Below are 23,543 nucleotides of genomic sequence, written 5' to 3'. Positions count from 1 at the left end.
CATGGGTCAGTAGCACAAAGGTCTGCTCACGCAGGGGGTGGTTCCTGCGACGAGGCTACTGGCCGCCGACGGCAAAGTTGGGGAGCACGCCCAGTGGCCGGTCGAACTGGTAGGGGATCGATTCCAGCGCCAGGCCGACGTTGCGCTGCACCACGAAATGCAGGTGCGGGCCGGTGCTGTTGCCGGTGTTGCCCGAGCGCGCCAGCGCTGAACCGACACTGACCTGCTGCCCCTCCCTGACGCTGACCGAACCGCGCATCAGGTGCAGATAGACGCCCATGGTGCCGTCCTCGTGGAGGATGCGCACGAAGTTGCCCGACGGGTTGTCACCGCGATTGTCCTGCTCGTTTTCCACCTTGATCACCGTGCCGCCGCGCGCTGCTATGATCGGCGTGCCTTCGGGCATGGCGATGTCCATGGCATAGCGCCCCTTGGCGCCGAAATGGCTGTATTTGCCATTCGGGCCCTGGGTCAGGCGGAAAGGTCCGCCGCGCCATGGGAACGGATAGCGATAACCATGCGCCTCGCCCTGCGGGTCACCGATCGAGGACACCAGCGTCTGCGCATAGCCCAACGGCTTGCCGGCCTGCTGGGCCGTGAGCACCACCAGGCTGACGCTGCTGCGCGCGGGCACCACCCGGCGGATGCTGCTGGACGGCAGGCCTTGCACGTTGCGCAACTTGCTCAGCTTCAGCTCGACCTCGACGGGCGCGTAGAGATCGTTGCGCACCATGAAATTGGCGCTGCCCTTGCCTTTCTTCACCTCCAGACGAACCTGCCGGTCGATGCGCTCGACGATGCGCTCGCGCAGCACGAAGACCCGCGCGCCGGGCACGGGCCGGTCGGTATAGGAGGTGACGCCATCGGCATTGGTGAACTTGTAGACGGTCGCCGCCTGAGCCATGGGGGCGGCCGCGAGCAGGCCGCAGATCAGCAGGAGGCGATAGACCATGGGGGCGATGTCTGAAGGGGAACGAGCGCCAAGATTAGCAGGTATCGGCGCAGCGGCAATGTGCCATCTGTCAGGCGCCTGGCACGAAATGTTTCTGCACCGATCCACGGGCGATCAAGCGCGAAACGTAGTCGAGCTTCTGCGCATCCTGATCGAGAAAACGGAACGTCAGCTGCAGCCAGTCGCTGTCGGGCTTGGGCTCGAAGGCGGCGACGGCGTGCAGGTAGCCGTTGAGGCGAGCCACCTCGGCATTCTCGCCCTGCTCAAGGTCCAGGACGGCCAACTCCAGCACCTGGGGCAACACGGCTGCGCGGCGTACCACCAGCAACGCTTCCTTGAGGCTCAGGGCCTTGATCACGCACTGCTGGCTGCCACCCGGCAAGCGCAGTTGGCCCTGCCCGCGGCCCATGGGCGCTGAAGCTCGCGGAGGCGGCGGCGCTGCACCTGCCAACAGTGGGCTGACAGGACGAGACGCCGGAGCTGCAGCCCGTGCAGGCTCGGCACGGCCCGAGGTCAACGCACTGAGTGAATCGTTGGCAAAGGCCGAAGCGGCCTGCTGGCGAGTCGGCGCCCCGGCGGCCAATGCCTGCAGCTTGCCGACCTTGGCCAGGGCCTTCTTGACCTTGGTCATCAGCTGTTCGTTGGTGAACGGCTTGCCGATGTAATCGGAAACGCCGGCCTGGATCGCCTGCACGACGTTTTCCTTGTCGCCTCGACTGGTCACCATGATGAAGGGCAAGGTCTTGCTGTTTTCCTGCTCGCGGGTCCAGGTCAGCAGTTCAAGGCCTGACATTTCCGGCATTTCCCAGTCGCACAGCACCATGTCGTAACTGTTGTGCATCATCAAGGACTGCGCCTTGCGTCCGTTGACTGCATCTTCGACGACGATGCCGGGAAAGGCATTGCGCAGGCATTTCTTCACCAGATCGCGGATGAACGGCGCGTCATCCACTACCAGTACACTGATCTTGCTCATCGACCGCTCCTGAAAACCGCGCAGGCATTACCGCTCGCCAAGGGCCACGTGCCACGTGCCACGTGGCGTGGCTGGCCACACGGCTGCCTCGCTTCGACCCACAATGAAAAACGCCCGGCAAAGGCCGGGCGTTCGTGTCGGGCCACCTTACTTATCGTCAGGTTGGTCCAGAACATTAGCGCTGTCGAGGGTGCCTTCGACTTCCTGCTTCATGCGCTTGAGGCCCATGTGCCGTACATCGGTACCGCGCACCAGGTAAATCACCAGTTCGGAGATGTTGCGCGCATGGTCGCCGATGCGCTCCAGCGAGCGCAGCACCCAGATAACGTTGAGCACTCGGGAGATGGAGCGCGGGTCTTCCATCATGTAGGTCACCAGCTCGCGCAGCGCCGTCTTGTACTCGCGGTCGATGGTCTTGTCGTACTGCGCCACCGACAGGGCCAGGTCGGCGTCGAAGCGGGCGAAGGCGTCGAGCGCGTCGCGCACCATGATGCGTACCTGGTCGCCGATGTGCCGCACCTCGACGTAGCCACGCGGCGACTCGCCCTCCTCGCACAGCTGGATGGCGCGACGGGCGATCTTGGTCGATTCGTCGCCGATGCGCTCCAGGTCGATCACCGACTTGGAAATGCTGATGATCAGCCGCAGGTCGGAGGCCGCGGGCTGTCGACGTGCGAGGATGCGCAGGCATTCCTCGTCGATGTTGCGCTCCATCTGGTTGATCTGCTCGTCGACCTCGCGCACCTGCTGGGCCAGGCCGGAGTCGGCCTCGATCAGCGCGGTGACCGCGTCGTTGACCTGCTTCTCGACCAGCCCGCCCATGGCCAGCAGGTGGCTGCGCACCTCCTCGAGTTCGGCGTTGAACTGCTGCGAGATGTGATGGGTGAGGCCTTCTTTACTGATCATGAGTCGAATCCTTGGTGCGTCCACTCGGGATGATGCCAGCAACCGCTGCGAAGCCCTAGCCGTAGCGACCGGTAATGTAGTCTTCGGTCTGCTTCTTGGCGGGATTGGTGAACAGCGTGTCGGTATCGCCGAACTCCACCAGCTTGCCCATGTACATGAACGCCGTGTAGTCCGACACCCGCGCGGCCTGCTGCATGTTGTGGGTCACGATGACGATGGTGTACTTGGACTTGAGCTCGTAGATCAGCTCTTCGACCTTGAGCGTGGAAATCGGGTCGAGCGCCGAGCACGGTTCGTCGAGCAACAGTACCTCGGGCTCGACGGCGATGGTGCGGGCGATCACCAGACGCTGCTGCTGGCCGCCGGACAGGCCCAGCGCCGACTCGTGCAGGCGGTCCTTGACCTCGTCCCACAAGGCTGCGCCCCTGAGCGCCCATTCGACCGCTTCATCGAGGATGCGCTTCTTGTTGATGCCCTGGATGCGCAGGCCGTAGACCACGTTCTCGTAGATGGTCTTGGGGAACGGGTTGGGCTTCTGGAACACCATGCCGACGCGGCGACGCAGCTCGGCGACGTCCTCGCCCTTGCTATAGATGTCGTGGCCATAGAGGTTGATAGCACCCTGTACGCGGCAGCCATCGACCAGGTCGTTCATGCGGTTGAAGGTGCGCAGCAGGGTCGACTTGCCGCAGCCCGACGGGCCGATGAAGGCGGTCACGCGCTGCTTGGGAATGTTCATGCCGATGTCGAACAGCGCTTGCTTGTCGCCGTAGAACAGGCTCAGGCCAGGCACTTCGATGGCCACGGTCTCTTTCGCCAGGTTCAGGCTCTGCTTGTCGCGCCCCAGGGCCGACAGGTTGATGCCATGGGATGGGTTTTCATGCTGCATGGCAGACTCCAGAGGCTGTCAAATTCGGTTCAACGTTGGAATATTCCGGGGGCTGTGATGAGCTGTTCGCGGGCGGAGCGGGCTCTGCCCGCGAAGGGGTCATCACTGACACACCCCTCAACTGTCCAGCGCCTTGTACTTCTCGCGCAAGTGGTTACGAATCCACACCGCCGACAGGTTCAGCGTAGCGATCACCAGCACCAGCAGCAATGCGGTGGCATACACCAGCGGTCGCGCGGCCTCCACGTTGGGGCTCTGGAAACCGACGTCATAGATATGAAAGCCCAGGTGCATGATCTTCTGGTCCAGGTGCAGGTACGGGTAGTTGCCGTCCAGCGGCAGCGACGGCGCCAGCTTGACCACGCCCACCAGCATCAGCGGCGCCACCTCGCCAGCAGCGCGGGCCACGGCCAGGATCATGCCGGTCATCATTGCCGGGCTGGCCATGGGCAGGACGATCTTCCACAGGGTTTCTGCCTTGGTCGCGCCGAGGGCGAGCGAGCCCTCGCGCACGGTCCGCGGAATCCGTGCCAGGCCCTCCTCGGTGGCCACGATCACCACCGGCACCGCCAGCAGGGCCAGGGTCAGCGACGCCCACAACAGCCCCGGCGTGCCGAAGGTCGGCGCCGGCAGGGCCTCGGGAAAGAACAGCCGATCGAGCGAGCCACCGAGCACATAGACGAAGAACCCCAGGCCGAACACGCCATAGACGATGGCCGGTACACCCGCCAGGTTGTTCACCGCAATGCGGATCAGACGCGTGAAGGTATTCTGCTTGGCGTACTCACGCAGGTAGACCGCCGCCAGTACGCCGAACGGCGTGACGATGACGGCCATGATCAGGGTCATCATCACCGTGCCGAAGATGGCCGGAAAGATCCCGCCCTCGGTGTTGGCTTCGCGCGGGTCATCGCTGAGGAATTCCCACATCTTGCTGAAATAGAAACCCAGCTTGGTCAGCGTATTCATGGCATTGGGCTGATAGGCGTGGACGATCTGGCCCAGCTGAACCTCGATTTCCTTGCCGTTGGCGTCACGCACCGTGACGCTGTCGCGATTGACCTGGGCATGCAGCGCGCCCAGGCGGGTTTCGATGTCTTTGTAACCCGCGTCGAGCTCGGCGCGCTCGGCGTCCATGTCGGCCTGCGCCACAGGCGTGAGCTGGCCTTCGAGCTCCAGTCGGCGGGCCTGCAGGCGCAGCCTTTCCAGGCCGGCGTTGACCTTGCCGATATCGGACTTCTCCAGCCGCCTCAGTGCCTCCGCCAGGTCGCTGACCCGGGCGATGCGGCTTTGCAGTTCCGGCCAGGCAGTTTCGCCCTCGGCCACGACCTTGCCTTGTTCCTTGATATTGACCAGGTAGCCATAGAAATTGCCCCACTCGCGCCGCTCCAGCGCCATGAGCTCGGGCGGGGTGCTCTGCTCGGCCAACCAGTCGCCGACGATCCAGGTGAAATCGGCACCATTGATGTCGCGGTTGCCGACCTTGACCAGCTCGCGGGTCATGAATTCGGGGCCGCTGTCCGGCACCGGCAGGCCGGCACTTTTCAGACGTTCGCGCGGCACCTCTTCCTTCTGCACGATTTCGCCGATGACCAGGTGGTTGGCCATTCCCGGCACGTTGTAGCTGGCGTGTATCAGGTCGGCCGGCCAGAAATGTGCCAGGCCACGCGCGGCGATCACCGCCAGCAGCCCCAGGGTCATGATCACCGCGATGGACACGGCCCCGCCGCTCAGCCATACGCCGGGCGAGCCGCTCTTGAACCAGCCTTTCAGGGAGTTCTGCTTCACAGCTGGCTACCTTTTCTCAAAGCGATGAATACTTTTTGCGCAGGCGCTGACGAATCAGCTCGGCCGCGGTGTTCATGACGAAGGTGAACAACAGCAGCACCAGGGCCGAGAGGAACAGCACGCGGTAGTGACTGCCGCCCACTTCCGACTCGGGCATTTCCACCGCGACGTTGGCCGCCAGGGTGCGCAGGCCTTCGAACAGGTTCATTTCCATGACCGGTGTGTTGCCGGTGGCCATCAGCACGATCATGGTTTCGCCCACGGCCCGGCCCATGCCGATCATCAGCGCCGAGAAGATGCCTGGGCTGGCGGTCAGAATCACCACCCGGGTCAGGGTCTGCCAGGGTGTGGCGCCCAGCGCCAGCGAACCCAGGGTCAGGCCGCGCGGCACGCTGAACACGGCGTCCTCGGCAATCGAATAGATGTTCGGAATGACCGCGAAGCCCATGGCCAGGCCCACCACCAACGCGTTGCGCTGATCGTAGGTGATGCCCAGGTCGTTGCTGATCCACAGGCGCATGTCGCCGCCGAACCACCAGGTTTCCAGGAACGGGCTCATGTACAGCGCAAACCAGCCTACCAGCAGGATCACCGGGATCAGGATCGCGCTTTCCCAACCGTCCGGAATGCGCAGGCGGATCGACTCCGGCAGGCGACTGACCACGAAACCTGCGCTCAGGATGCCCAGCGGGGTAAGCAGGAGCAGGCTGAAGATACCGGGCAGGTGACCTTCGACATAAGGTGCAAGGAATAGGCCGGCGAAGAAGCCGAGGATCACCGTAGGCATGGCTTCCATCAGCTCGATGACCGGCTTGACCTTGCGGCGCATGCCGGGGGCCATGAAGTAGGCGGTGTAGATCGCCGCGGCAATGGCCAGCGGTGCGGCCAGCAGCATTGCGTAGAACGCGGCCTTCAAGGTGCCGAACGTCAGCGGCGCCAGGCTCATCTTGGGTTCGAAATCGGTGTTGGCTGCGGTCGACTGCCAGACATAGGCTGGTTTGTCGTAGTTTTCGTACCAGACCTTGCTCCACATCGAGCTCCAGGACACTTCCGGGTGCGGGTTGTGCAGGGTCAATGGCTGCAACGCGCCGTTGGCTTCGACCATGAGCTTGTTGGCCCGCGGCGCCATGGCGTAGATACCCGCACCATCGACCACGGGCTCGATCAGCAGGGTGCGGTGCGCAGTGCTGTGGAAAACCCCCAGCTGACCGGATGCATCCAGGGCGGTGAAGCCCTTGCGTCGCTGTTCGGAGCTGATCTGGATGATCGGCGCGTGCCCCATCTGGAAGGTACGGATCTGCTTGAGGCGTGGTTCGCCGTCTTCGTCGCGGGCCATGAACCATTGCGCCAGGCCGCCCCTGGAGTCGCCGATGATCAGCGAGATGCCGCCGACCAACTGGGCGCTGGCGGTGATCTGGGTGTCGGCGTTTTCGCTGAGCTTGTAGCGGCCGTTCATGCTGCGGTCGCGCAGGCTGAAAACATCGACCTGGGCACGGCCGTTGATCACATAAAGCCACTGCTGGCGCGGGTCGATGAAGATCGCCTTTACCGCCTGGTTCATCTGCGGCAGCTCGATGCGCTTCTGCTCGTTGGCGACCTCGCCGGTCATCATGTTTTCTTCGCGGGTGAGCTGCAGCACGTGGAGCTGGTCACCGGTGGAACCGGCCAGGATCAGGCTGGAGTCGCTGGCATTGATGCTCACCCGCTCCAGCGCGCGGCCTTGAGGATCAAGTTCGATGGGGGCGTTGCCGTAGGGGTATTCGATCGCCGGGGTCACCGTCTTGTTGCCACCCGGGTAAGTCACCCGGTAGGTGTGGCGAAACACCAGAGCCTGGCCGTTGGACAGGCCCAGTACCACCAGTGGCGCACCTGGCTGGTCCTTGGCGCTGGCGGTCACGGTCACGCCGGCGGGAATCGGCAACGCCGTGCGCGACAGCTCTTCCCCGGTATGAGCATTGAAGAACAGTGCCGTGCCCTGCTCCGAGACGCGCATGCCCGCCTCGTTCTGCTCTTCGAGCGCATACACCAGAGGCTTGCCGGCATCCTGCAGCCAAGCGGGATGCAGCGGCGGCTCGACCGTCAGGTCTGCGCCTTTGAACAGCGGTACCACCACGTAGGCGAGAAAGAAGAAGATCAAGGTGATCGCGGCCAGCACGGCCAGGCCACCGACCAACACATACCAGCGCGTGAAGCGATCCTTGAGCGCGCGAATACGCCGCTTGCGCTGCATCTCGGGCGTGTTGAAATCGATGCGCTTGGGTGGAGAAGTCGGGGTCATCGGGGAATTGGCCAGATCGTTCATGCGCACACCCTAGCGATCCTGTATGACAGAAACATGACAATGAGGTGACGCGACAAAAACGCCGGCCGGCTCAAGGCCGTCGGCGAATGGATGTAGGTTAATCCCGTAGGAGCGGTCTGTAGGCGCGAACCTGTCACTGCGGTGCATCAGGTGTACCGCGGCGCTCGTTTCGCGGCCACCGGCCGCTCCTACGGGGTGGCGATGTTTATTGCTTGGCGACGTCTGCGCCTTCCTTCAGACCCAGGTCGGCCAGGGCCTTGGCGGCGACTTTGGCCGGCAGGGGAATGTAGCCATCCTTGACCACGACTTCCTGACCCTGCTTGGACAGCATCAGCTTGACGAACTCGGCCTCCAGCGGCGCCAGCGGCTTGTTCGGCGCCTTGTTGACGTACACATAGAGGAAGCGCGACAACGGATACTTGCCGTTCAGGGCGTTTTCCTCGGTGTCTTCGATGAACTCGCTGGTGCCTTTCTTGGCCAGCGGGACGGTCTTCACACTGGCGGTCTTGTAACCGATACCCGAGTAGCCAATGCCATTGAGCGAGCTGCTGATCGACTGTACCACCGAGGCCGAGCCTGGCTGCTCGTTGACGTTGGCCTTGTAGTCACCCTTGCACAGGGCCTCTTCCTTGAAATAGCCATAGGTACCGGACACCGAGTTGCGCCCGAACAGCTGCACCGGTTTGTTGGCCAGGTCGCCGGTCACGCCCAGGTCGCCCCAGGTCTTCACATCGGCCTTGGCGCCACACAGGCGAGTGGACGAGAACACCGCGTCGACCTGTTCCATGGTCAGGTGCTGGATCGGGTTGTCCTTGTGCACGAACACGGCCAGGGCGTCGACGGCTACCGGAATGGCCGTGGGCTTGTAGCCGTATTTCTGCTCGAAGGCCGCCATCTCGGTGTCCTTCATCTTGCGGCTCATGGGCCCCAGGTTGGCGGTGCCTTCGATCAGCGCCGTGGGCGCCGTGGCCGAACCTGCTGCCTGGATCTGGATATTGACGTTCGGGTATTCCTTCTTGTAGTTCTCGGCCCACAAGGTCATCAGGTTGGCCAGGGTATCGGAGCCCACACTGGACAAGTTGCCCGACACGCCAGTGGTCTTGACGTAGGCAGGGATGGAAGGGTCGACGGCGGCTACCGCATTGCCAGTGGCAACGCCTGCGGCGACGAAGGTCATGGCGGCCATCAAACGCGTGAGTTTCATGCCTTGCTCCTAGCAAATCCAGAAAAGGGTGTTGACTCGGCGCTCGGTATTGGCGGGCCGTGGGGACACTCTATGAAAGGATTGTGACAGTAGGATGAATGGCCATCATCCTCCGTGCGGGCCTCGTTCGCAGGCTCTGCCAGCGAACGAGGCCAACTGATTCAGCGCTTCTTGGCCATCAGGTACAACCCGCACAGGAAGCCGATCACACAGATCGCCGCCACATAATAGGCCGGCCCCATGGGATTGGACTTCATCAGCAGGGTCACTGCCATCGGCGTCAGGCCGCCGAAGATGGCATAGGCCACGTTGTACGAAAACGACAGGCCGGAGAAACGCACCACCGCCGGGAACGCCTTGACCATCACGTAGGGCACCGCGCCGATCACGCCCACGCACAGGCCAGTCACCGCATACAGCGGAAACAGCCAATCGGGATGCGCGTGCAGGCTGTGGAACAGGGTCCAGGAAGTGGCCAGTAGCGCCAGGCTGCCGACCACGAACACCTTGCCGGCGCCGAAGCGGTCGGCCAGCGCGCCCGAACCGATGCAGCCCAGGCTCAGGAACACGATGGCCAGGCTATTGGCCTGCAGCGACTGCTTGGGGGTAAAGCCGTAGAGGGTCTGCAGAATGGTCGGGGTCATCAGGATGACCACGATGATCCCCGCCGAGAGCAACCAGGTCAGCAGCATGGAAATGGCCACGGCCCCACGATGGTCGCGCAGCACCGTGCGCAGCGGCACTTCGGCGGCCAGCGCCTTGCGCTGCTGCAGTTCGGCGAAGACCGGGGTTTCATGCAGCCAGCGACGCAGGTACACCGACGCCAGGCCGAACACACCGCCGATCAGGAAAGGGATACGCCAGGCGTAGTCCGAAACCTCGGCCGGGGTGTAGATGCTGTTGATAGCAGTGGCCATCAGCGAGCCCAGCAGGATCCCGGTGGTCAAGCCGCAGGTCAGCGTGCCGCAGGCATAGCCGACGTTGCGCCCCGGCACATGCTCGGAGACGAACACCCAGGCCCCGGGTACTTCGCCGCCGATGGCCGCGCCCTGGATCACCCGCATCAACAGCAACAGGATGGGCGCAAAGATGCCGATCTGTGCATAGGTAGGCAGTAGGCCCATGATCAGGGTGGGCACGGCCATCATGAAGATGCTCAACGTGAACATCTTCTTGCGCCCCAACAGGTCACCGAAGTGCGCCATGATGATGCCGCCCAGCGGCCGCGCCAGATAGCCAGCGGCGAAGATGCCGAAGGTTTGCATCAGCCGCAGCCACTCGGGCATGTCGGCAGGAAAGAACAACTTGCCCACCACCGCCGCAAAGAACACGAAGATGATGAAGTCGTAGAACTCAAGTGCACCGCCCAGGGCGGACAACGAAAGTGTCTTGTAATCACTGCGGGTCAGCGGACGCGAAGGCGGAGCGATACTCGAAGGCGCGGCGGTCATTTGATGTTCTCTTATATACAAATCCACAGCTTTGTTGCTGTTTTGGGTTTGGCAGTGCAGGCACGATAGCAAATTGCTAGAAAAAGCACATGGCCTGTATTGGCAATTGCAGTAATTGGACAGCGAACGGTCGTTATGGTGGTTCTGCGCCTATATACTGGCCTTAATTAAAGGGTGTTGTGCGAAAACGCAGCTAGCGTTGTAGCCGATTTCGCAGAGGTACCCTGTGTGCGCCAGTTGAAAGAAAAGCCGTGTAGGCTTTTGTCATTGGCGCCGATCAATGCGCCACTCCAATAAAGCGTCACGGGTCAGAGGCCCCCCCGGCATGATTGAACTCGAACAAGAAGATCCCATCCCCCAAGGCGACCTGGCCTTGCAGATCACCGCGCTGCCGCGCGAAACCAACGGCTTTGGCGATATTTTCGGCGGCTGGCTGGTCGCCCAGATGGATCTGGCCGGAACGGCCATGGCCAGCAAGGTCGCCGGTGGACGGGTGGCGACGGTAGCCATCGATCGCATGGCGTTCCTGGTCCCGGTTGCCGTCGGCGCGCAATTGTCCTTCTATACCCAGACCCTGGAGATCGGCCGCAGCTCGATCCAGATGATGGTCGAGGTATGGAGCGACGATCCACTGTCGAGCGAATGGCGCAAGGTCACCGAGGCCGTCTTCGTGTTCGTCGCCATCGACGGCAGCGGCCGCACACGCGCGGTACCACCGCGGCGCTGATGCACCACCGGCGCATCAGCCGACTTTTTGAACCCATAGCGAGAACTCTTCATGTCTGAGCCGCAGGTCGAATCGGTCAAGCTCGATGAACTCAATTGCTGGCGCATCAGCACCGATCAGGCTGAGCTGCTGATCGCGCAACAGGGCGCCCAGGTGATCAGCTATCAGCGTCACGGTCAGCAGCCGCTGATCTGGCCCAACCCGGCCGCCCTCTACAAGCCGGGCAAGGCCGTTCGCACCGGCGTGCCGGTGTGTTGGCCATGGTTCGGCAACCTTGGGCGCAATCCCGAGGCGGTACAGGCCATGCGCACCGCCAGCGACGAGGCACCTGCCCACGGCCTGGTGCGGACGCTGGACTGGGAGTTGCTGGGTATCGACCAGCTCGAATCGGGCATCAAGGTCGAATTGAGCGTGCCGCAGGCAGCTCGCGGTGAATTGCCAGGGTGGCCGCACAAGGTCGAGGTCAGGCTGTGCGTGGTACTTGGCGAGGCGCTGGAGATCACCCTGCACAGTCGCAACCTGGACGACCATCCCGTCAGCCTGAGCCAGGCGCTGCACAGCTACTTTGCGGTGAGCGACGTGCGTCAGGCCACCGTCGAGTGCCTGGGCGGCCTGACGTACATCGAAACCCTGGACGGCTGGCAGCCCCGCCAGCAGGCTGGCGTGCTCGGGTTTGCCGGCGAAACCGACCGGATCTACCTGAATACTCCAGCGCAGCTGAGTTTCGTCGACCCAGGCTGGCAACGTCGGGTGACCCTCGCCTCCACCGGCTCGCGCAGCGCGGTGGTGTGGAACCCGTGGGTCGAGCGCGCCACGGCCTTGCCGGACATGGCCGACGACGGTTGGCAGGGCATGCTGTGCATCGAGACGGCGAACGTCTGGGATGACGTAGTGACGCTGGCACCCGGTGCGGCCTGTGCCATGGGCGTCAGGTTTACAGCTTCAGAGCTTTGATATTTGCAGGCAGGTCCGGCCTCTTCGCGGGCAGAGCCCGCTCCCACATGGACGCTGTATGCCCCACTGTGGGAGCGGGGCGGGCGGCGAGCCTTCTACCCGCGAAGAGGCCAGACCTGCAGAATCACAAATCCGACTCCTCTACCACCCGCACTTTCTGCGCATCCAGCGCATAAGCCGCATCGGCCAGGTCGTTGCTGACCTTCTCCACCTTGACCTTGCCCGTGACCCACAACGGCGTGTAGATATCGGCCAGCTTCAGCCCCTTGGGGTAGCGCACCAGGATCAACTGGTTCGGCGGCGGCGGCGGAACGTGAATGCACGCGCCTGGGTATGGCACCAGGAAGAACAGCGTGCTGTTGCCCTTGGCATCGCTTTCCAGCGGAACGGGGTAGCCACCGATGCGAATGTCCTTGCCGTTCATGGCCGCCACGGTCTTGGTGGAATACATCACCGCCGGCAGACCCTTGGCTTGCTTCATGCCACCCTTTTCGGTGAACGTGCCCTGCGCCTCGGGTGAGTCGTGGTCGATTTCGGGCATCCGCTCCAAAGCCTGCTGGTCGGCCTTGGGCATCAGCTGCAGCCAGTCGGTTTCCGGCAGTTCAGCATGCGCAGTGGCTGCGGCGAACATGAAGCAGAGCAGTAGAAGTCGGCGCATGGCAGGGCCCAGAGTGGAAAGTCGGCCATTCTAACCACAGCCCAGACGTGACGCAGCCCCCATCGAGGCAAGCTCGAGGGGGGCTGCGGTGCGACCAGTCAGGTACCTGCAGGGCTGCCGCAGGTATCAGGCGCGTTGAATCAACGCTTCTTGCTGACCATGCCGTAGATCACCAGCAGGATGATCGCGCCGACCAGCGCGCCGAGGAAGCCGGCACCTTCGCCAGCTCGGTAGATACCCAGCGCCTGACCACCGTAGGTCGCAGCCAGGGAACCGGCGATACCCAGCAGAATGGTCATGATCCAACCCATGCTGTCATCGCCAGGCTTCAGAAAACGCGCCAGCAGACCAACGATCAAGCCGATGAAGATAGTCCCGATGATTCCCATGATATTCCCTCTGATATGAACAGGCTTGATGCCAAGCTGCGATAGCAGCCTTGGCGTACAGCCATCAGAGGGTTGATGGTCGGCAATGGTTCCTCAACCCTGGATAAGGGCCTGCACTTCGGCGATCTGGCGTTGCAACGTGGCGCGATCGGCACAGCGCACGGTGGCATGACCGACCTTGCGGCCGACCTTGAACGCCTTGCCGTAGTGGTGCAGATGGCAGTCGTCGATGGCCGCGACCTGCGCCACTGCCGGCACTTCGCCGATGAAGTTGAGCATGGCGCTTTCGCCGACCTTGGCGGTCGAACCCAATGGCAGCCCGGCCACGGCGCGCAGGTGGTTTTCGAACTGGCTGCACTCGGCGCCTTCGATGGTCCAGTGCCCGGAGTTGTGCACGCGGGGCGCGATTTCATTGGCCTTCAAGCCACCGTCCACTTCGAAGAACTCGAACGCCAGTACGCCAACGTAGTCGAGCTTCTCCAGCACACGACCAGCGTAGTCTTCGGCCAGCCCCTGCAGTGGATGCGCGGTGCTTGCCACCGACAGGCGCAGGATGCCGGCCTCGTGGGTGTTGTGCACCAGCGGGTAGAAGCGGGTCTCGCCATCGCGTGCGCGCACGGCGATCAGCGACACTTCGCCGGTAAAGGGCACGAAGCCTTCGAGCAGGCACGGCACGCTGCCCAGTTCGGCGAAGGTCCCGGCCACATCAACGGCGCTGCGCAGGACCTTCTGGCCTTTGCCGTCATAGCCCAGGGTACGGGTTTTCAGCACGGCGGGCAGGCCGATGCCGGCCACCGCGGCGTCGAGATCGGCCTGGGACTGGATGTCGGCGAACGTCGGCGTCGGCACGTCCAGGTCCTTGAACATGCTTTTTTCGAACCAGCGGTCACGGGCGATGCGCAGCGCGTCGGCACTGGGATACACCGGTACGAATTGCGACAGGAACGCCACGGTCTCGGCCGGAACGCTTTCGAACTCGAAGGTGACCAGGTCGACTTCGTCGGCCAACTGGCGCAGGTGATCCTGGTCGCCATAGTCGGCCCGCAGGTGCTCGCCCAAAGGGGCGGCACAGGCATCGGGCGCCGGGTCCAGGAAAGCGAAATTCATCCCCAGGGGGGTACCGGCCAAGGCCAGCATGCGGCCCAGTTGGCCGCCACCGATTACACCGATCTTCATGTCAAAGAACCTCAGGCCTGGCGCGGGTCGGGATTGTCCAGAACGTTGTCTGTCTGCTCGGCGCGGAACGTTTTCAGCGCAGCGTGGAACTGCGGGTGCTTGGCGCCCAGGATGCTGGCCGACAGCAGCGCGGCGTTGATCGCGCCGGCTTTGCCGATGGCCAGTGTGGCGACCGGAATGCCCGCCGGCATCTGCACGATGGACAGCAGCGAGTCGACGCCCGACAGCATGGACGACTGCACCGGCACGCCCAGCACCGGCAGGTGCGTCTTGGCCGCGCACATGCCTGGCAGATGCGCCGCGCCGCCGGCACCGGCGATGATCACCTCGATGCCGCGGCTTTCGGCCTCGTCGGCATACTGGAACAGCAGGTCCGGGGTGCGGTGGGCGGAAACCACCTTGACCTCGAAGGGAATACCGAGCTTTTCCAGCATATCGGCGGTGTGGCTAAGGGTGGACCAATCGGACTTGGAGCCCATGATCACGCCAACCAATGCACTCATCGTCGAGCCTCTTCTCTTGGGCGCCCGCAGGCGCGTCAAAAAACAACGAGCCACGCAGGAAGACCGGCGTGGCTCGTTATGCGAATAATGGCCGGAACAGACCGGCCGAAGGCCGCGCAGTATACCGTAAGAATGAAGATTTATTGCAGCCATCTCGACCGACCGTCAAATGGCTGCGAAGCGCGGGTTTGTTGACTTTCAGGTCAGTGAAATCGGCGGTGAACGCTTCGCGGCCACTGGCCGCTCCTACACGAAACACGATGGCTTTGCGTAGGAGCGGCCAGTGGCCGCGAAGGCAGCACCGCCGAATCGAGTCAGGCGCTGCCCGCCGCCGCACCCTCCAACCGCTTCCACAACAGCCGCACATTGGCCTTGCGCACCAACGCACAGCGATACACGCGAATCTCCAACGGCACGTGCCACTGCTGCCCGCCACACACCACCAGCTCGCCGCGAGCCAGCTCGGCGCGTACGCTCAGGCGCGGCACCCAGGCGATCCCCAGGCCTTCGAGCGCCATGCTTTTCAGGCTGTCGGCCATGGCGGTTTCGTACACCGTGGTATAGCGCAGGCTGCGCTGGCGCAGCAGCAGGTTCACCGAGCGCCCGAGAAACGCGCCTGCAGAATAAGCCAGCAGTGGAATGCTGCCCTCGCCTTCCAGGTCGAACAACGGCTGGCCCTGGGCGTCGCTGGCGCAGATGGGCAGCATCTCGGTGGTGCCCAGATGCAGGGACGGAAATATCTCAGGGTCCATCTGCATCGCCGAATCGGGGTCGTAGAACGCCAGCATCAGGTCGCAGCCGCCCTCGCGCAACGCATGCACTGCATCGCCGACGTTGGTGGCCACAAGACGCGTGGCGATGGGCAGGCCGTCGTTGCGCAGTTTCGCGATCCAGCCCGGAAAGAACCCCAATGCCAGCGAGTGCGCTGCAGCCACCTGCATGACTTCACCCTGTCCGCCTTCCAAGTGATGCAGATGACGCAAGACCTCGCCCAGTTGGTCGACCACCGTGCGCGCCGTGACCAGAAACAACTGACCGGCCTCGGTCAACTCGACCGGCGTGCGCGATCGATTCACCAACGTCAGGCCCAGCGCAGCTTCCAGGCTGCGGATACGCCGGCTGAACGCAGGCTGGGTGACGAAGCGGCGTTCAGCCGCTTGTGAAAAGCTGCGGGTGGCCGCCAGTGCGCTGAAATCTTCCAGCCATTTGCTTTCCAGGTTCATGTCGGTTCTCGGTACGTTGATTCGGGCAGCGTGTAACAGCCGGACGCGGCTCGCGCCGCTGCTACAGGGATCCCTTGTAGCAGCGGCGCAAGCCGCGTCGGCGGACAACACCGACGTCATTGGAATACGCCGGATCACCCTTGCGCGTCACATGCGCCATTATGCCGATTATGCATACCCCAGCAAGCATCAGCATTAGCCGCAAATCTGCTACAGGCCTAGCATTGCAAGCATTCCGGCACTTGCCGGGCCTCTACAGAGATTATCTCTATCATGTCCTCCGCTGCATCACTGCGCACTGAAAAAGACCTGCTCGGCGTTCTCGAAGTCCCGGCTGAAGCCTACTACGGCATTCAAACCCTGCGCGCCGTGCACAACTTCCGCCTCTCCGGCGTGCCGTTGTCGCACTACCCCAAGCTGGTCGTGGCCCTGGCCATGGTCAAGCAGGCCGCCGCCGATGCCAACCACCAGTTGGGGCATCTGAACACAGCAAAGCATGCGGCAATCAGTGAAGCGTGTGCCCGCCTGGTGCGCGGCGATTTCCACGATCAGTTCGTGGTCGACATGATTCAGGGTGGCGCCGGTACGTCCACCAACATGAATGCCAACGAGGTGATCGCCAACATCGCCCTGGAAGTCATGGGCCATCAGAAAGGCGAATACCAGTACCTGCACCCCAACAACGACGTGAACATGGCGCAGTCGACCAACGACGCCTACCCGACGGCCATTCGCCTGGGTCTGCTGCTGGGCCATGACGCCCTGCTGGCCAGCCTCGACAGCCTCATCCAGGCATTCGCCGCCAAGGGCGTGGAATTCGCCCACGTGCTGAAGATGGGTCGGACCCAGCTGCAGGACGCCGTGCCGATGACTCTGGGCCAGGAATTCAAGGCCTTCGCCACCACGTTGACCGAAGACCTCAACCGCCTGCGCAGCCTGGCTCCGGAACTGCTGACCGAAGTCAACCTGGGTGGCACCGCCATCGGCACCGGCATCAACGCCGACCCGGGCTATCAGGCCCTGGCCGTGTCGCGCCTGGCCACCATCAGCGGCCAGCCGCTGGTGCCCGCCGCCGACCTGATCGAAGCAACCTCCGACATGGGTGCCTTCGTGCTGTTCTCCGGCATGCTCAAGCGCACTGCGGTCAAGCTGTCGAAGATCTGCAACGACCTGCGCCTGCTGTCCAGCGGCCCGCGTACCGGCATCAACGAAATCAACCTGCCGGCGCGCCAGCCGGGCAGCTCGATCATGCCGGGCAAGGTCAATCCGGTGATTCCCGAAGCGGTCAACATGTGCGCCTTCGAGATCATGGGCAACGACCTGGCCCTGACCATCGCCGCCGAGGGCGGGCAGTTGCAGCTCAACGTCATGGAACCGCTGATCGCCTACAAGATCTTCGACTCCATCCGCCTGCTGCAGCGCGCCATGGACATGCTGCGTGAACACTGCATCGTCGGCATTACCGCCAACGAACAGCGCTGCCGCGAGCTGGTGGAGCACTCCATCGGCCTGGTCACCGCGCTGAACCCCTACATTGGCTATGAAAACGCCACCCGTATCGCTCGCATCGCCCTGCAGACAGGTCGCGGCGTGCTGGAGCTGGTACGTGAGGAAGGCCTGCTCGACGACGCCATGCTGGCCGACATCCTGCGCCCGGAAAACATGATCGCGCCGCGCCTCGTGCCCCTCAAGGCCTGAGCCGGCCGTACGCTCACCAGGTTGAGGGACTAGACACCTCTCACCTTTTGAGGGCTCCGAGAGCAATTTCGGAGCCCTTTTTTTGTGCCGCTGTAACGCCCTGGGTCAAACATCCCACAAGATGAATATGCCCAGTCCTATGCACCAAAAAGCTGCGCGGCCTTACACCTATGGGTATAGTGCCGCCCTTTTGAACTTGACGAGGTAACCCCCATGCTTGAAGTCATCAACGACTTCCTCTCGGGAAAAGTCCTGATCGTGCTTATCGTCGGCCTCGGTGGCTATTTCACCGTGCGCTCGCGCTTCGTCCAACTGCGCCACTTCCTGCACATGTTCAGTGTGTTCCGCGACAGCCTGCGCAACAGTTCAGACCAGCTCAGCTCGTTTCAGGCACTGATGCTCAGCCTGGCCGGGCGAGTCGGCGCCGGTAACATCGCAGGCGTCGGCATTGCCGTGACCCTGGGTGGCCCGGGCGCGGTGTTCTGGATGTGGGTCACCGCCCTGGTGGGCATGGCCAGCAGCTTCTTCGAATGTACCCTGGCGCAGGCCTACAAGCGCTGCGACCCCGACGGCCAATACCGCGGCGGTCCTTCGTTCTACATTCAGCACGGCCTGGGCAAGCGCTGGCTGGGCATGGTCATGGCGGTGCTGTTGCTGCTGACCTTCGGCTTTGCCTTCAACGGCCTGCAATCGCATGCGGTCACCAGTTCGCTGAACGATGCCTTCGGCCTGTCCACCACTTGGACCGGCGTCGGCCTGGCCGCGTTGCTGGGCCTGGTGTTCTTCGGTGGTATCAAGCGAATCGCGGCGGTCGCCGACCTGCTGGTGCCGGTCAAGACCCTGGCCTACATCGCCGTCAGCCTCTATGTGATCGTGCTGCAGTTCGATCAGGTTCCGGAAATGCTGGCGACCATCGTGCGCAGCGCGTTCGGCCTGGACCCGGTATTCGGCGGTCTGCTCGGCAGCGCCATCGTCATGGGCGTGAAACGTGGTGTGTTCGCCAACGAAGCGGGCCTGGGCAGTGCGCCTAACGTGGCCGCCGTGGCGCAGGTCGAACACCCGGTTGCACAGGGCGTGGTGCAGGCGTTCAGCGTCTTCCTCGACACCTTCGTGATCTGTACCTGTACCGCACTGGTGATCCTGCTGTCGGGCTTCTACACGCCGGGCTTCGAGGGCGATGGCATTGCTCTGACGCAGAACTCGCTGGCCAACGTGGTGGGTGAATGGGGCCGGGTGTTCATCAGTGTCGCCTTGTCGCTGTTCGTATTCACCTCGATCCTCTACAACTATTATCTGGGCGAGAACAGCCTGCGCTTCCTCATCGGCGACAACCGCAAGGCGGTGCTGGTGTACCGCGCGATCGTGCTGTTGCTGATCTTCTGGGGCGCCATCGAAAACCTGGAAACGGTGTTTGCCTTCGCCGACATCACCATGACCCTGCTGGCCTTCGTCAACCTGATCGCTTTGGCCATGCTGTTCAAGACCGGCCTGCGCCTGCTGCGCGACTATGATGCGCAGCGCAGTGCCGGGATCAAGGTACCGGTGTTCGATTCGCGGCAGTTCGCCGACCTCGACCTGGACCTCAAGGCCTGGCCGGTGCCAAATCCGGCAGCAGCCGATGAAAAGGCCCAGGCACCCCTGCCCGTCCAGCGTTAAGGAGGCTTCTGCATGAGCATCGCATCCCCTGCCCGTCATGTGCGGGTGCTGTACACCGGCGGCACCATCGGCATGCAGGCCAGTGCCAATGGCCTGGCTCCGGCTTCGGGCTTCGAGGCGCGCATGCGCGAACAGCTCGCCGCCCAGCCTGAACGGGTGGTGCCGCACTTCAGCTTCGAGGAACTGCTGCCGCTGATCGACAGCGCCAACATGACGCCGGCCTACTGGCAGCGTCTGCGCGAAGCCGTGGTTCGAGCGGTGGATGAGCAGGGGTGCGATGCCGTACTGATCCTGCATGGCACCGACACGCTGGCGTACAGCGCGGCGGCCATGAGTTTCCAGTTGCTGGGGCTCCAGGCACCGGTGCTGTTCACCGGTTCCATGCTGCCTGCCGGGGTGCCCGGCAGCGATGCCTGGGAAAACGTCAACGGCGCCCTGGCAGATCTCGCCAGGGGCCTGGAGCCGGGTGTGCACCTGCATTTCCACGGTGCGTTGCTGCCGCCGACCCGCTGCGCCAAGGTGCGCAGCTCGGGGCGCAATCCGTTTGCCGCATTGCGGCGCACGGGTGGCGCCGCCAGGGTCGCACCGATGCCGGCGGCGCTGGATTATCGCCAGCCACGTCAGCCTGCCAGCATCGGTGTATTGCCGCTGTACCCCGGCCTCGGCGTGCCGCTGTTGCAGGCGGTCGTGGACAGCGGGGTGCAGGCCTTGCTGCTCGAATGCTACGGCAGCGGCACCGGGCCGTCCGACAACGCGCCGTTCCTCGACGCGCTGCGGGCAGCCCAGGCGCGGGGCATCGTGGTCGTGGCGCTGACGCAATGCCAGGAAGGCGGCGTCGAACTGGATGTGTATGAAGCCGGTAGCCGCCTGCGCGATGCAGGCGTGCTCTCCGGCGGCGGCATGACCCGCGAGACGGCACTGGGCAAGCTGCACGCATTGCTGGGTGCAGGCTTGCCGGTGGAAGAAGTCCGCCGCCTGGTAGAACTCGACCTGTGCGGCGAACTGGCCTGATCGAAACCGCGGCGCGCCCTTCGCGCTGCTCCAAGGGTTGCGCACATCCGTAGGAGCGGTCAGCGGCCGCGAAACAGACGCTGCGGTGCATCAGACAGACTGCGGCGCGCCCTTCGCGGCCACGGACCGCTCCTACGAAGCTTGCACGATCCCGTAGGAGCGGTCATCGGCCGCGAAACAGGCGCTGCGGTGCATCAGACAGACTGCGGCGCGCCCTTCGCGGCCACGGGCCGCTCCTGCGAAGCTTGCACGATCCCGTAGGAGCGGTCAGCGGCCGCGAAACAGGCGCCGCGGTGTCACTGTCACTCAGCAGCCGGTCAGGCGTTCCACGCGCGCTTCGTTGGGAAAGAACAACGGACGCAGGCGAACGCCAACGCTGTTGCCGATGAAGGCGGCGACCAGCCACAGCCAGCCATGCAGGCTGCCAGAGGCAATGCCGCTGAAATACGCACCGATGTTGCAGCCATAAGCCAGGCGCGACCCATAGCCTAGTAACAACCCGCCAATCACGGCCGCGATCAGTGACCGGCGCGGGATCTTCAAGCTGGGCGCGAAATGTCCGGCCAACCCCGCCGCCAGCAGTGCACCCAGCACGATACCGATGTCCATGACGCTGGTGATGTCCTCCCACACCGGCGCAGCCAGCGCCTTGGCGTTGGATGCGGTTTGCCAGAACGCCCAACTGCCCACGTCCACGCCCAACCCACTGGCCACTTTCGCCCCCCACAGCGCAAACGCCGAAGTGATGCCCCAAGGCCGCCCGGCCAGCGCCAACGTGGCGAAGTTCAGCAGCGCCAGCGCGACTGCTCCCCACACCAAGGGCCACGGCCCGCGCAGGAACCTGTTCGAACCAGGCGTCGCCCGCACGTCGGGTGTTTCCAGCGCACCATGCCGACGCCGTTCCAGGCCCACGGTCACCCACGCGATCAGCGCGAACACGCCCAGGCTCAGCAACAGCGCCGGCACCACGCCCAGGCTCTTGACAATCGAGATCGCCGGCAACGATGGCAAGGCAAACCACCAGTCCACATGGTGGGTCGCGATCAGTGAGCCACAGATGAAGAACAGCAGGGTCACCAGCATGCGTGCGTTGCCACCACCGACGGTGAACAGCGTCCCCGACGCGCAACCGCCACCCAACTGCATGCCGATGCCGAAAATGAAGGCACCGAACACCACCGACAAACCGGCGGGCGCGACCAGCCCCACCACCGGCTGGCCGAACAGGCTGCCTACACCCAGAACCGGAAAGAACAGCAGCACCGCCAGCGCCAGCATGACCATCTGCGCCCGCAGCCCTGCGCCTCGGCGATCACTGATGAAAACCCGCCAGGCAGACGTGAAGCCGAAGGCTGCGTGATAAAGCGTCAGACCCAGGGCCGCACCGACCGCCCACAACAGCACTTGGCGCGAACCCACCGCAGCGGCGAGAAACATCCCACCGAGCACCAGCAGAGAGATCGCCACCAGCGGCGCACCCAGTGCACGCCGTGGGGCAACAGAAAAAGTCGAACTCATGGCAGCATCCGAATAGAGAGACAAGACAGCGCAGCAGTATAAAACCTAAAGCCAGGTGTTGATGCGTCTCTGCGACCAGAGCGACTTCAGGCCGCAGGTGATCGGTGCCAGGCACCCGCAGGATTTTGTGAACAACCTTCTTGCAACGTTCCCTCGACGCACCGGTCAGAAACTGTCCAACCACGGCTGAGCAAGCCATTTCACTGTATGTAATACCAGATGATTAGCGCGATCTGTGGATAAGCCTGTGTATAACCTTGGGTATAACCCTGTGGATACCTGTGTGGATAATCTTCCGAGTGCTGTTGGATGCACTCGCTCGCACAAGATGCCAAGATGACCGTCACGACCCACCGGAGCACGACCATGTCCGACCTCGCCATTCGTCCTGTTACCGCAGCCGACCATCTTGCCTGGCTGAACCTCTGGCGGGCCTACCAGCTTTTCTACCAGACCGAGATTCCCGACGCCGTGACCCAGGTCACCTGGCAACGCATGCTCGACGACGCCGAACCCATGCACGCGGCGCTTGCCTGGCGCGACGGCGTGGCCATCGGCATGGTTCACTACATCTATCACCGCTCGTGCTGGACCATTGAAAACTCCTGCTACCTGCAGGATCTGCTGGTGGATGCTTCGGTACGCGGTGGGGGCGTGGGTCGCCAGTTGATCGAGTTCGTCTACGCAACCGCCAAGACCGCCGGTTGCGCCAAGGTCCACTGGCTCACCCATGAAACCAACAGCACCGCCATCGGGCTGTACCGGAATATCGCCGAGCAGCCCGGTTTCATCCAATTTCGCAAGCCACTCTAGGAGCTGCCATGCCCACATCCGCCTCCGCATCCGACTGGAAGCCCGTCAAAGCACCCGTGGCGACCACCATGAACGGTCGCTTCATCCGCCTGGAGAAACTCGATCCCAAGCGCCATGGTGAAGACCTCTGGGAAGCCCTGCAGGGGCCGCAGTCCGACGCGCAGCTGTGGGACTACCTGCCCTACGGCCCCTTCAACGACCTGGAGCTGTTCTACATCTGGCTCGACGGCTATGCCATCAGCAACGATCCGCTGGGCTTCTGCGTGGTCGACCAGCACACCGGCAAAGCCGAGGGCATCCTCAGCCTGATGTCCATCGTGCCGGCGCACGGACGCCTGGAAGTGGGCCACGTGGCCTTTGCCGCCTCCATGCAGCGCACGCCCAAGGGCACCGAGGCGATCTACCTGGCGCTCAAGCTGGCATTCGGTCAGGGCTATCGCCGGGTCGAATGGAAGTGCGACAACGCCAACAAACGTTCGCGCCGCGCCGCCGAACGCGTCGGTTTCAGCCTCGAAGGCGTGTTCCGCCAGCACATGGTAGTCAAGGGTCGCAACCGTGACACGGCGTACTTTTCCATCACCCACAGCGAGTGGCCGGCAATCGAGGCAGCGTTCGAGGGCTGGCTGGCGGTAGACAACCAGCCTTCTTCCGGCCAGCGCAAACCCTTGGAACAGTTTCGCGTCGGCGTTTAAATAATTCTGTAAAGACCAGGGGCTATACAGGACGACCTCACTGCAATCAGGTCGTCC

21 protein-coding genes are annotated in these 23,543 nt (G+C 63.3%); 7 read left to right on the top strand and 14 right to left on the bottom strand.

Annotated features, from left to right (window positions below; genetic code table 11):
• Positions 1-55: 55 nt before the first annotated feature.
• The 8 genes from IFT80_RS15305 to IFT80_RS15270 all read right to left on the bottom strand — a co-directional run bounded on the left by IFT80_RS15305 (position 56) and on the right by IFT80_RS15270 (position 10,468).
• Entirely contained in the window at positions 56-952 is an 897-nt protein-coding gene (locus tag IFT80_RS15305; protein ID WP_192137826.1) for a peptidoglycan DD-metalloendopeptidase family protein, read from the bottom strand.
• A 70-nt stretch (positions 953-1,022) separates the two neighbouring features.
• A complete protein-coding gene (locus tag IFT80_RS15300; protein WP_192137825.1) occupies positions 1,023-1,928 on the bottom strand; it encodes a response regulator in 906 nt (301 codons plus the stop codon).
• A gap of 147 nt (positions 1,929-2,075) precedes the next feature.
• Positions 2,076-2,834: a phosphate signaling complex protein PhoU gene (gene phoU, locus IFT80_RS15295; protein WP_043192144.1), complete on the bottom strand. Its 759-nt coding sequence runs from the start codon at positions 2,832-2,834 to the stop codon at positions 2,076-2,078.
• Between the two features lie 55 nt (positions 2,835-2,889).
• On the bottom strand, positions 2,890-3,723 hold the full coding sequence (pstB, locus tag IFT80_RS15290; RefSeq protein ID WP_122479985.1) for a phosphate ABC transporter ATP-binding protein PstB: 834 nt from the start codon (positions 3,721-3,723) through the stop codon (positions 2,890-2,892).
• A 117-nt stretch (positions 3,724-3,840) separates the two neighbouring features.
• The gene (gene pstA / locus IFT80_RS15285) at positions 3,841-5,511 is read right to left on the bottom strand and encodes a phosphate ABC transporter permease PstA (protein WP_192137824.1); all 1,671 of its coding nucleotides are present in this window, start codon (positions 5,509-5,511) and stop codon (positions 3,841-3,843) included.
• Positions 5,512-5,527: 16 nt separating this feature from the next.
• The gene (locus tag IFT80_RS15280; RefSeq protein ID WP_192137823.1) at positions 5,528-7,813 is read right to left on the bottom strand and encodes an ABC transporter permease subunit; all 2,286 of its coding nucleotides are present in this window, start codon (positions 7,811-7,813) and stop codon (positions 5,528-5,530) included.
• Between the two features lie 205 nt (positions 7,814-8,018).
• Positions 8,019-9,017, bottom strand: a complete 999-nt coding sequence (locus IFT80_RS15275; RefSeq protein WP_192059323.1) for a phosphate ABC transporter substrate-binding protein PstS — start codon at positions 9,015-9,017, stop codon at positions 8,019-8,021.
• Between the two features lie 161 nt (positions 9,018-9,178).
• Positions 9,179-10,468 carry an MFS transporter gene (locus tag IFT80_RS15270; RefSeq protein ID WP_122479989.1) on the bottom strand — a complete coding sequence of 430 codons (1,290 nt, stop codon included), beginning with the start codon at positions 10,466-10,468 and terminating at the stop codon, positions 9,179-9,181.
• 325 nt (positions 10,469-10,793) lie between these two features.
• Between IFT80_RS15270 and IFT80_RS15265 the strand changes: the two genes are divergently transcribed.
• A complete protein-coding gene (locus IFT80_RS15265; protein ID WP_043192132.1) occupies positions 10,794-11,195 on the top strand; it encodes an acyl-CoA thioesterase in 402 nt (133 codons plus the stop codon).
• A 51-nt stretch (positions 11,196-11,246) separates the two neighbouring features.
• Entirely contained in the window at positions 11,247-12,149 is a 903-nt protein-coding gene (locus tag IFT80_RS15260) for a D-hexose-6-phosphate mutarotase (protein WP_185794653.1), read from the top strand.
• A gap of 124 nt (positions 12,150-12,273) precedes the next feature.
• Here the strand turns inward: IFT80_RS15260 and IFT80_RS15255 are convergent, their stop codons facing one another.
• The 5 genes from IFT80_RS15255 to IFT80_RS15235 form a co-directional block, all read right to left on the bottom strand.
• Positions 12,274-12,807: a DUF3299 domain-containing protein gene (locus tag IFT80_RS15255; protein WP_122479991.1), complete on the bottom strand. Its 534-nt coding sequence runs from the start codon at positions 12,805-12,807 to the stop codon at positions 12,274-12,276.
• Positions 12,808-12,947: 140 nt separating this feature from the next.
• Positions 12,948-13,196, bottom strand: coding sequence for a GlsB/YeaQ/YmgE family stress response membrane protein (locus tag IFT80_RS15250; protein WP_122479992.1), 249 nt, complete (start codon positions 13,194-13,196; stop codon positions 12,948-12,950).
• 93 nt (positions 13,197-13,289) lie between these two features.
• Complete coding sequence (locus IFT80_RS15245; RefSeq protein WP_192137822.1) at positions 13,290-14,372, bottom strand: 5-(carboxyamino)imidazole ribonucleotide synthase; 1,083 nt, start codon at positions 14,370-14,372, stop codon at positions 13,290-13,292.
• Positions 14,373-14,383: 11 nt separating this feature from the next.
• Complete coding sequence (purE, locus tag IFT80_RS15240; RefSeq protein ID WP_043192124.1) at positions 14,384-14,875, bottom strand: 5-(carboxyamino)imidazole ribonucleotide mutase; 492 nt, start codon at positions 14,873-14,875, stop codon at positions 14,384-14,386.
• A 314-nt stretch (positions 14,876-15,189) separates the two neighbouring features.
• Entirely contained in the window at positions 15,190-16,098 is a 909-nt protein-coding gene (locus IFT80_RS15235) for a LysR substrate-binding domain-containing protein (RefSeq protein WP_122479995.1), read from the bottom strand.
• 273 nt (positions 16,099-16,371) lie between these two features.
• Here IFT80_RS15235 and IFT80_RS15230 point away from each other — a divergent pair, with 273 nt between their 5' ends.
• The 3 genes from IFT80_RS15230 to IFT80_RS15220 all read left to right on the top strand — a co-directional run bounded on the left by IFT80_RS15230 (position 16,372) and on the right by IFT80_RS15220 (position 20,463).
• On the top strand, positions 16,372-17,796 hold the full coding sequence (locus IFT80_RS15230; protein WP_122479996.1) for an aspartate ammonia-lyase: 1,425 nt from the start codon (positions 16,372-16,374) through the stop codon (positions 17,794-17,796).
• Between the two features lie 213 nt (positions 17,797-18,009).
• A complete protein-coding gene (locus IFT80_RS15225; RefSeq protein WP_185794650.1) occupies positions 18,010-19,452 on the top strand; it encodes an alanine/glycine:cation symporter family protein in 1,443 nt (480 codons plus the stop codon).
• A 12-nt stretch (positions 19,453-19,464) separates the two neighbouring features.
• On the top strand, positions 19,465-20,463 hold the full coding sequence (locus IFT80_RS15220) for an asparaginase (protein WP_192137821.1): 999 nt from the start codon (positions 19,465-19,467) through the stop codon (positions 20,461-20,463).
• Positions 20,464-20,769: 306 nt separating this feature from the next.
• Here the strand turns inward: IFT80_RS15220 and IFT80_RS15215 are convergent, their stop codons facing one another.
• Entirely contained in the window at positions 20,770-21,981 is a 1,212-nt protein-coding gene (locus IFT80_RS15215; protein WP_192137820.1) for a YeeE/YedE family protein, read from the bottom strand.
• A gap of 366 nt (positions 21,982-22,347) precedes the next feature.
• Between IFT80_RS15215 and IFT80_RS15210 the strand changes: the two genes are divergently transcribed.
• Positions 22,348-22,794 (top strand): GNAT family N-acetyltransferase, encoded by a 447-nt coding sequence (locus IFT80_RS15210; protein ID WP_192055147.1) that lies wholly within the window; start codon positions 22,348-22,350, stop codon positions 22,792-22,794.
• 8 nt (positions 22,795-22,802) lie between these two features.
• Positions 22,803-23,486: a GNAT family N-acetyltransferase gene (locus tag IFT80_RS15205; RefSeq protein ID WP_122480001.1), complete on the top strand. Its 684-nt coding sequence runs from the start codon at positions 22,803-22,805 to the stop codon at positions 23,484-23,486.
• Positions 23,487-23,543: the final 57 nt, after the last annotated feature.

The sequence above is a fragment of the Pseudomonas sp. CFBP 8771 genome (assembly GCF_014841695.1).
Lineage (GTDB): Bacteria > Pseudomonadota > Gammaproteobacteria > Pseudomonadales > Pseudomonadaceae > Aquipseudomonas > Aquipseudomonas baltica.
The sequence above is the reverse complement of the archived record's forward strand: the minus strand, read 5'-3'. Positions and strand labels throughout refer to the sequence as shown.

Coding starts and splice junctions, on each gene's coding strand:
- IFT80_RS15305 (WP_192137826.1), bottom strand. CDS start 952: ATGGTCTATCGCCTCCTGCTGATCTGCGGCCTGCTCGCGGCCGCCCCC.
- IFT80_RS15300 (WP_192137825.1), bottom strand. CDS start 1,928: ATGAGCAAGATCAGTGTACTGGTAGTGGATGACGCGCCGTTCATCCGC.
- phoU (WP_043192144.1), bottom strand. CDS start 2,834: ATGATCAGTAAAGAAGGCCTCACCCATCACATCTCGCAGCAGTTCAAC.
- pstB (WP_122479985.1), bottom strand. CDS start 3,723: ATGCAGCATGAAAACCCATCCCATGGCATCAACCTGTCGGCCCTGGGG.
- IFT80_RS15280 (WP_192137823.1), bottom strand. CDS start 7,813: ATGAACGATCTGGCCAATTCCCCGATGACCCCGACTTCTCCACCCAAG.
- IFT80_RS15275 (WP_192059323.1), bottom strand. CDS start 9,017: ATGAAACTCACGCGTTTGATGGCCGCCATGACCTTCGTCGCCGCAGGC.
- IFT80_RS15270 (WP_122479989.1), bottom strand. CDS start 10,468: ATGACCGCCGCGCCTTCGAGTATCGCTCCGCCTTCGCGTCCGCTGACC.
- IFT80_RS15265 (WP_043192132.1), top strand. CDS start 10,794: ATGATTGAACTCGAACAAGAAGATCCCATCCCCCAAGGCGACCTGGCC.
- IFT80_RS15260 (WP_185794653.1), top strand. CDS start 11,247: ATGTCTGAGCCGCAGGTCGAATCGGTCAAGCTCGATGAACTCAATTGC.
- IFT80_RS15255 (WP_122479991.1), bottom strand. CDS start 12,807: ATGCGCCGACTTCTACTGCTCTGCTTCATGTTCGCCGCAGCCACTGCG.
- IFT80_RS15250 (WP_122479992.1), bottom strand. CDS start 13,196: ATGGGAATCATCGGGACTATCTTCATCGGCTTGATCGTTGGTCTGCTG.
- IFT80_RS15245 (WP_192137822.1), bottom strand. CDS start 14,372: ATGAAGATCGGTGTAATCGGTGGCGGCCAACTGGGCCGCATGCTGGCC.
- purE (WP_043192124.1), bottom strand. CDS start 14,875: ATGAGTGCATTGGTTGGCGTGATCATGGGCTCCAAGTCCGATTGGTCC.
- IFT80_RS15235 (WP_122479995.1), bottom strand. CDS start 16,098: ATGAACCTGGAAAGCAAATGGCTGGAAGATTTCAGCGCACTGGCGGCC.
- IFT80_RS15230 (WP_122479996.1), top strand. CDS start 16,372: ATGTCCTCCGCTGCATCACTGCGCACTGAAAAAGACCTGCTCGGCGTT.
- IFT80_RS15225 (WP_185794650.1), top strand. CDS start 18,010: ATGCTTGAAGTCATCAACGACTTCCTCTCGGGAAAAGTCCTGATCGTG.
- IFT80_RS15220 (WP_192137821.1), top strand. CDS start 19,465: ATGAGCATCGCATCCCCTGCCCGTCATGTGCGGGTGCTGTACACCGGC.
- IFT80_RS15215 (WP_192137820.1), bottom strand. CDS start 21,981: ATGAGTTCGACTTTTTCTGTTGCCCCACGGCGTGCACTGGGTGCGCCG.
- IFT80_RS15210 (WP_192055147.1), top strand. CDS start 22,348: ATGTCCGACCTCGCCATTCGTCCTGTTACCGCAGCCGACCATCTTGCC.
- IFT80_RS15205 (WP_122480001.1), top strand. CDS start 22,803: ATGCCCACATCCGCCTCCGCATCCGACTGGAAGCCCGTCAAAGCACCC.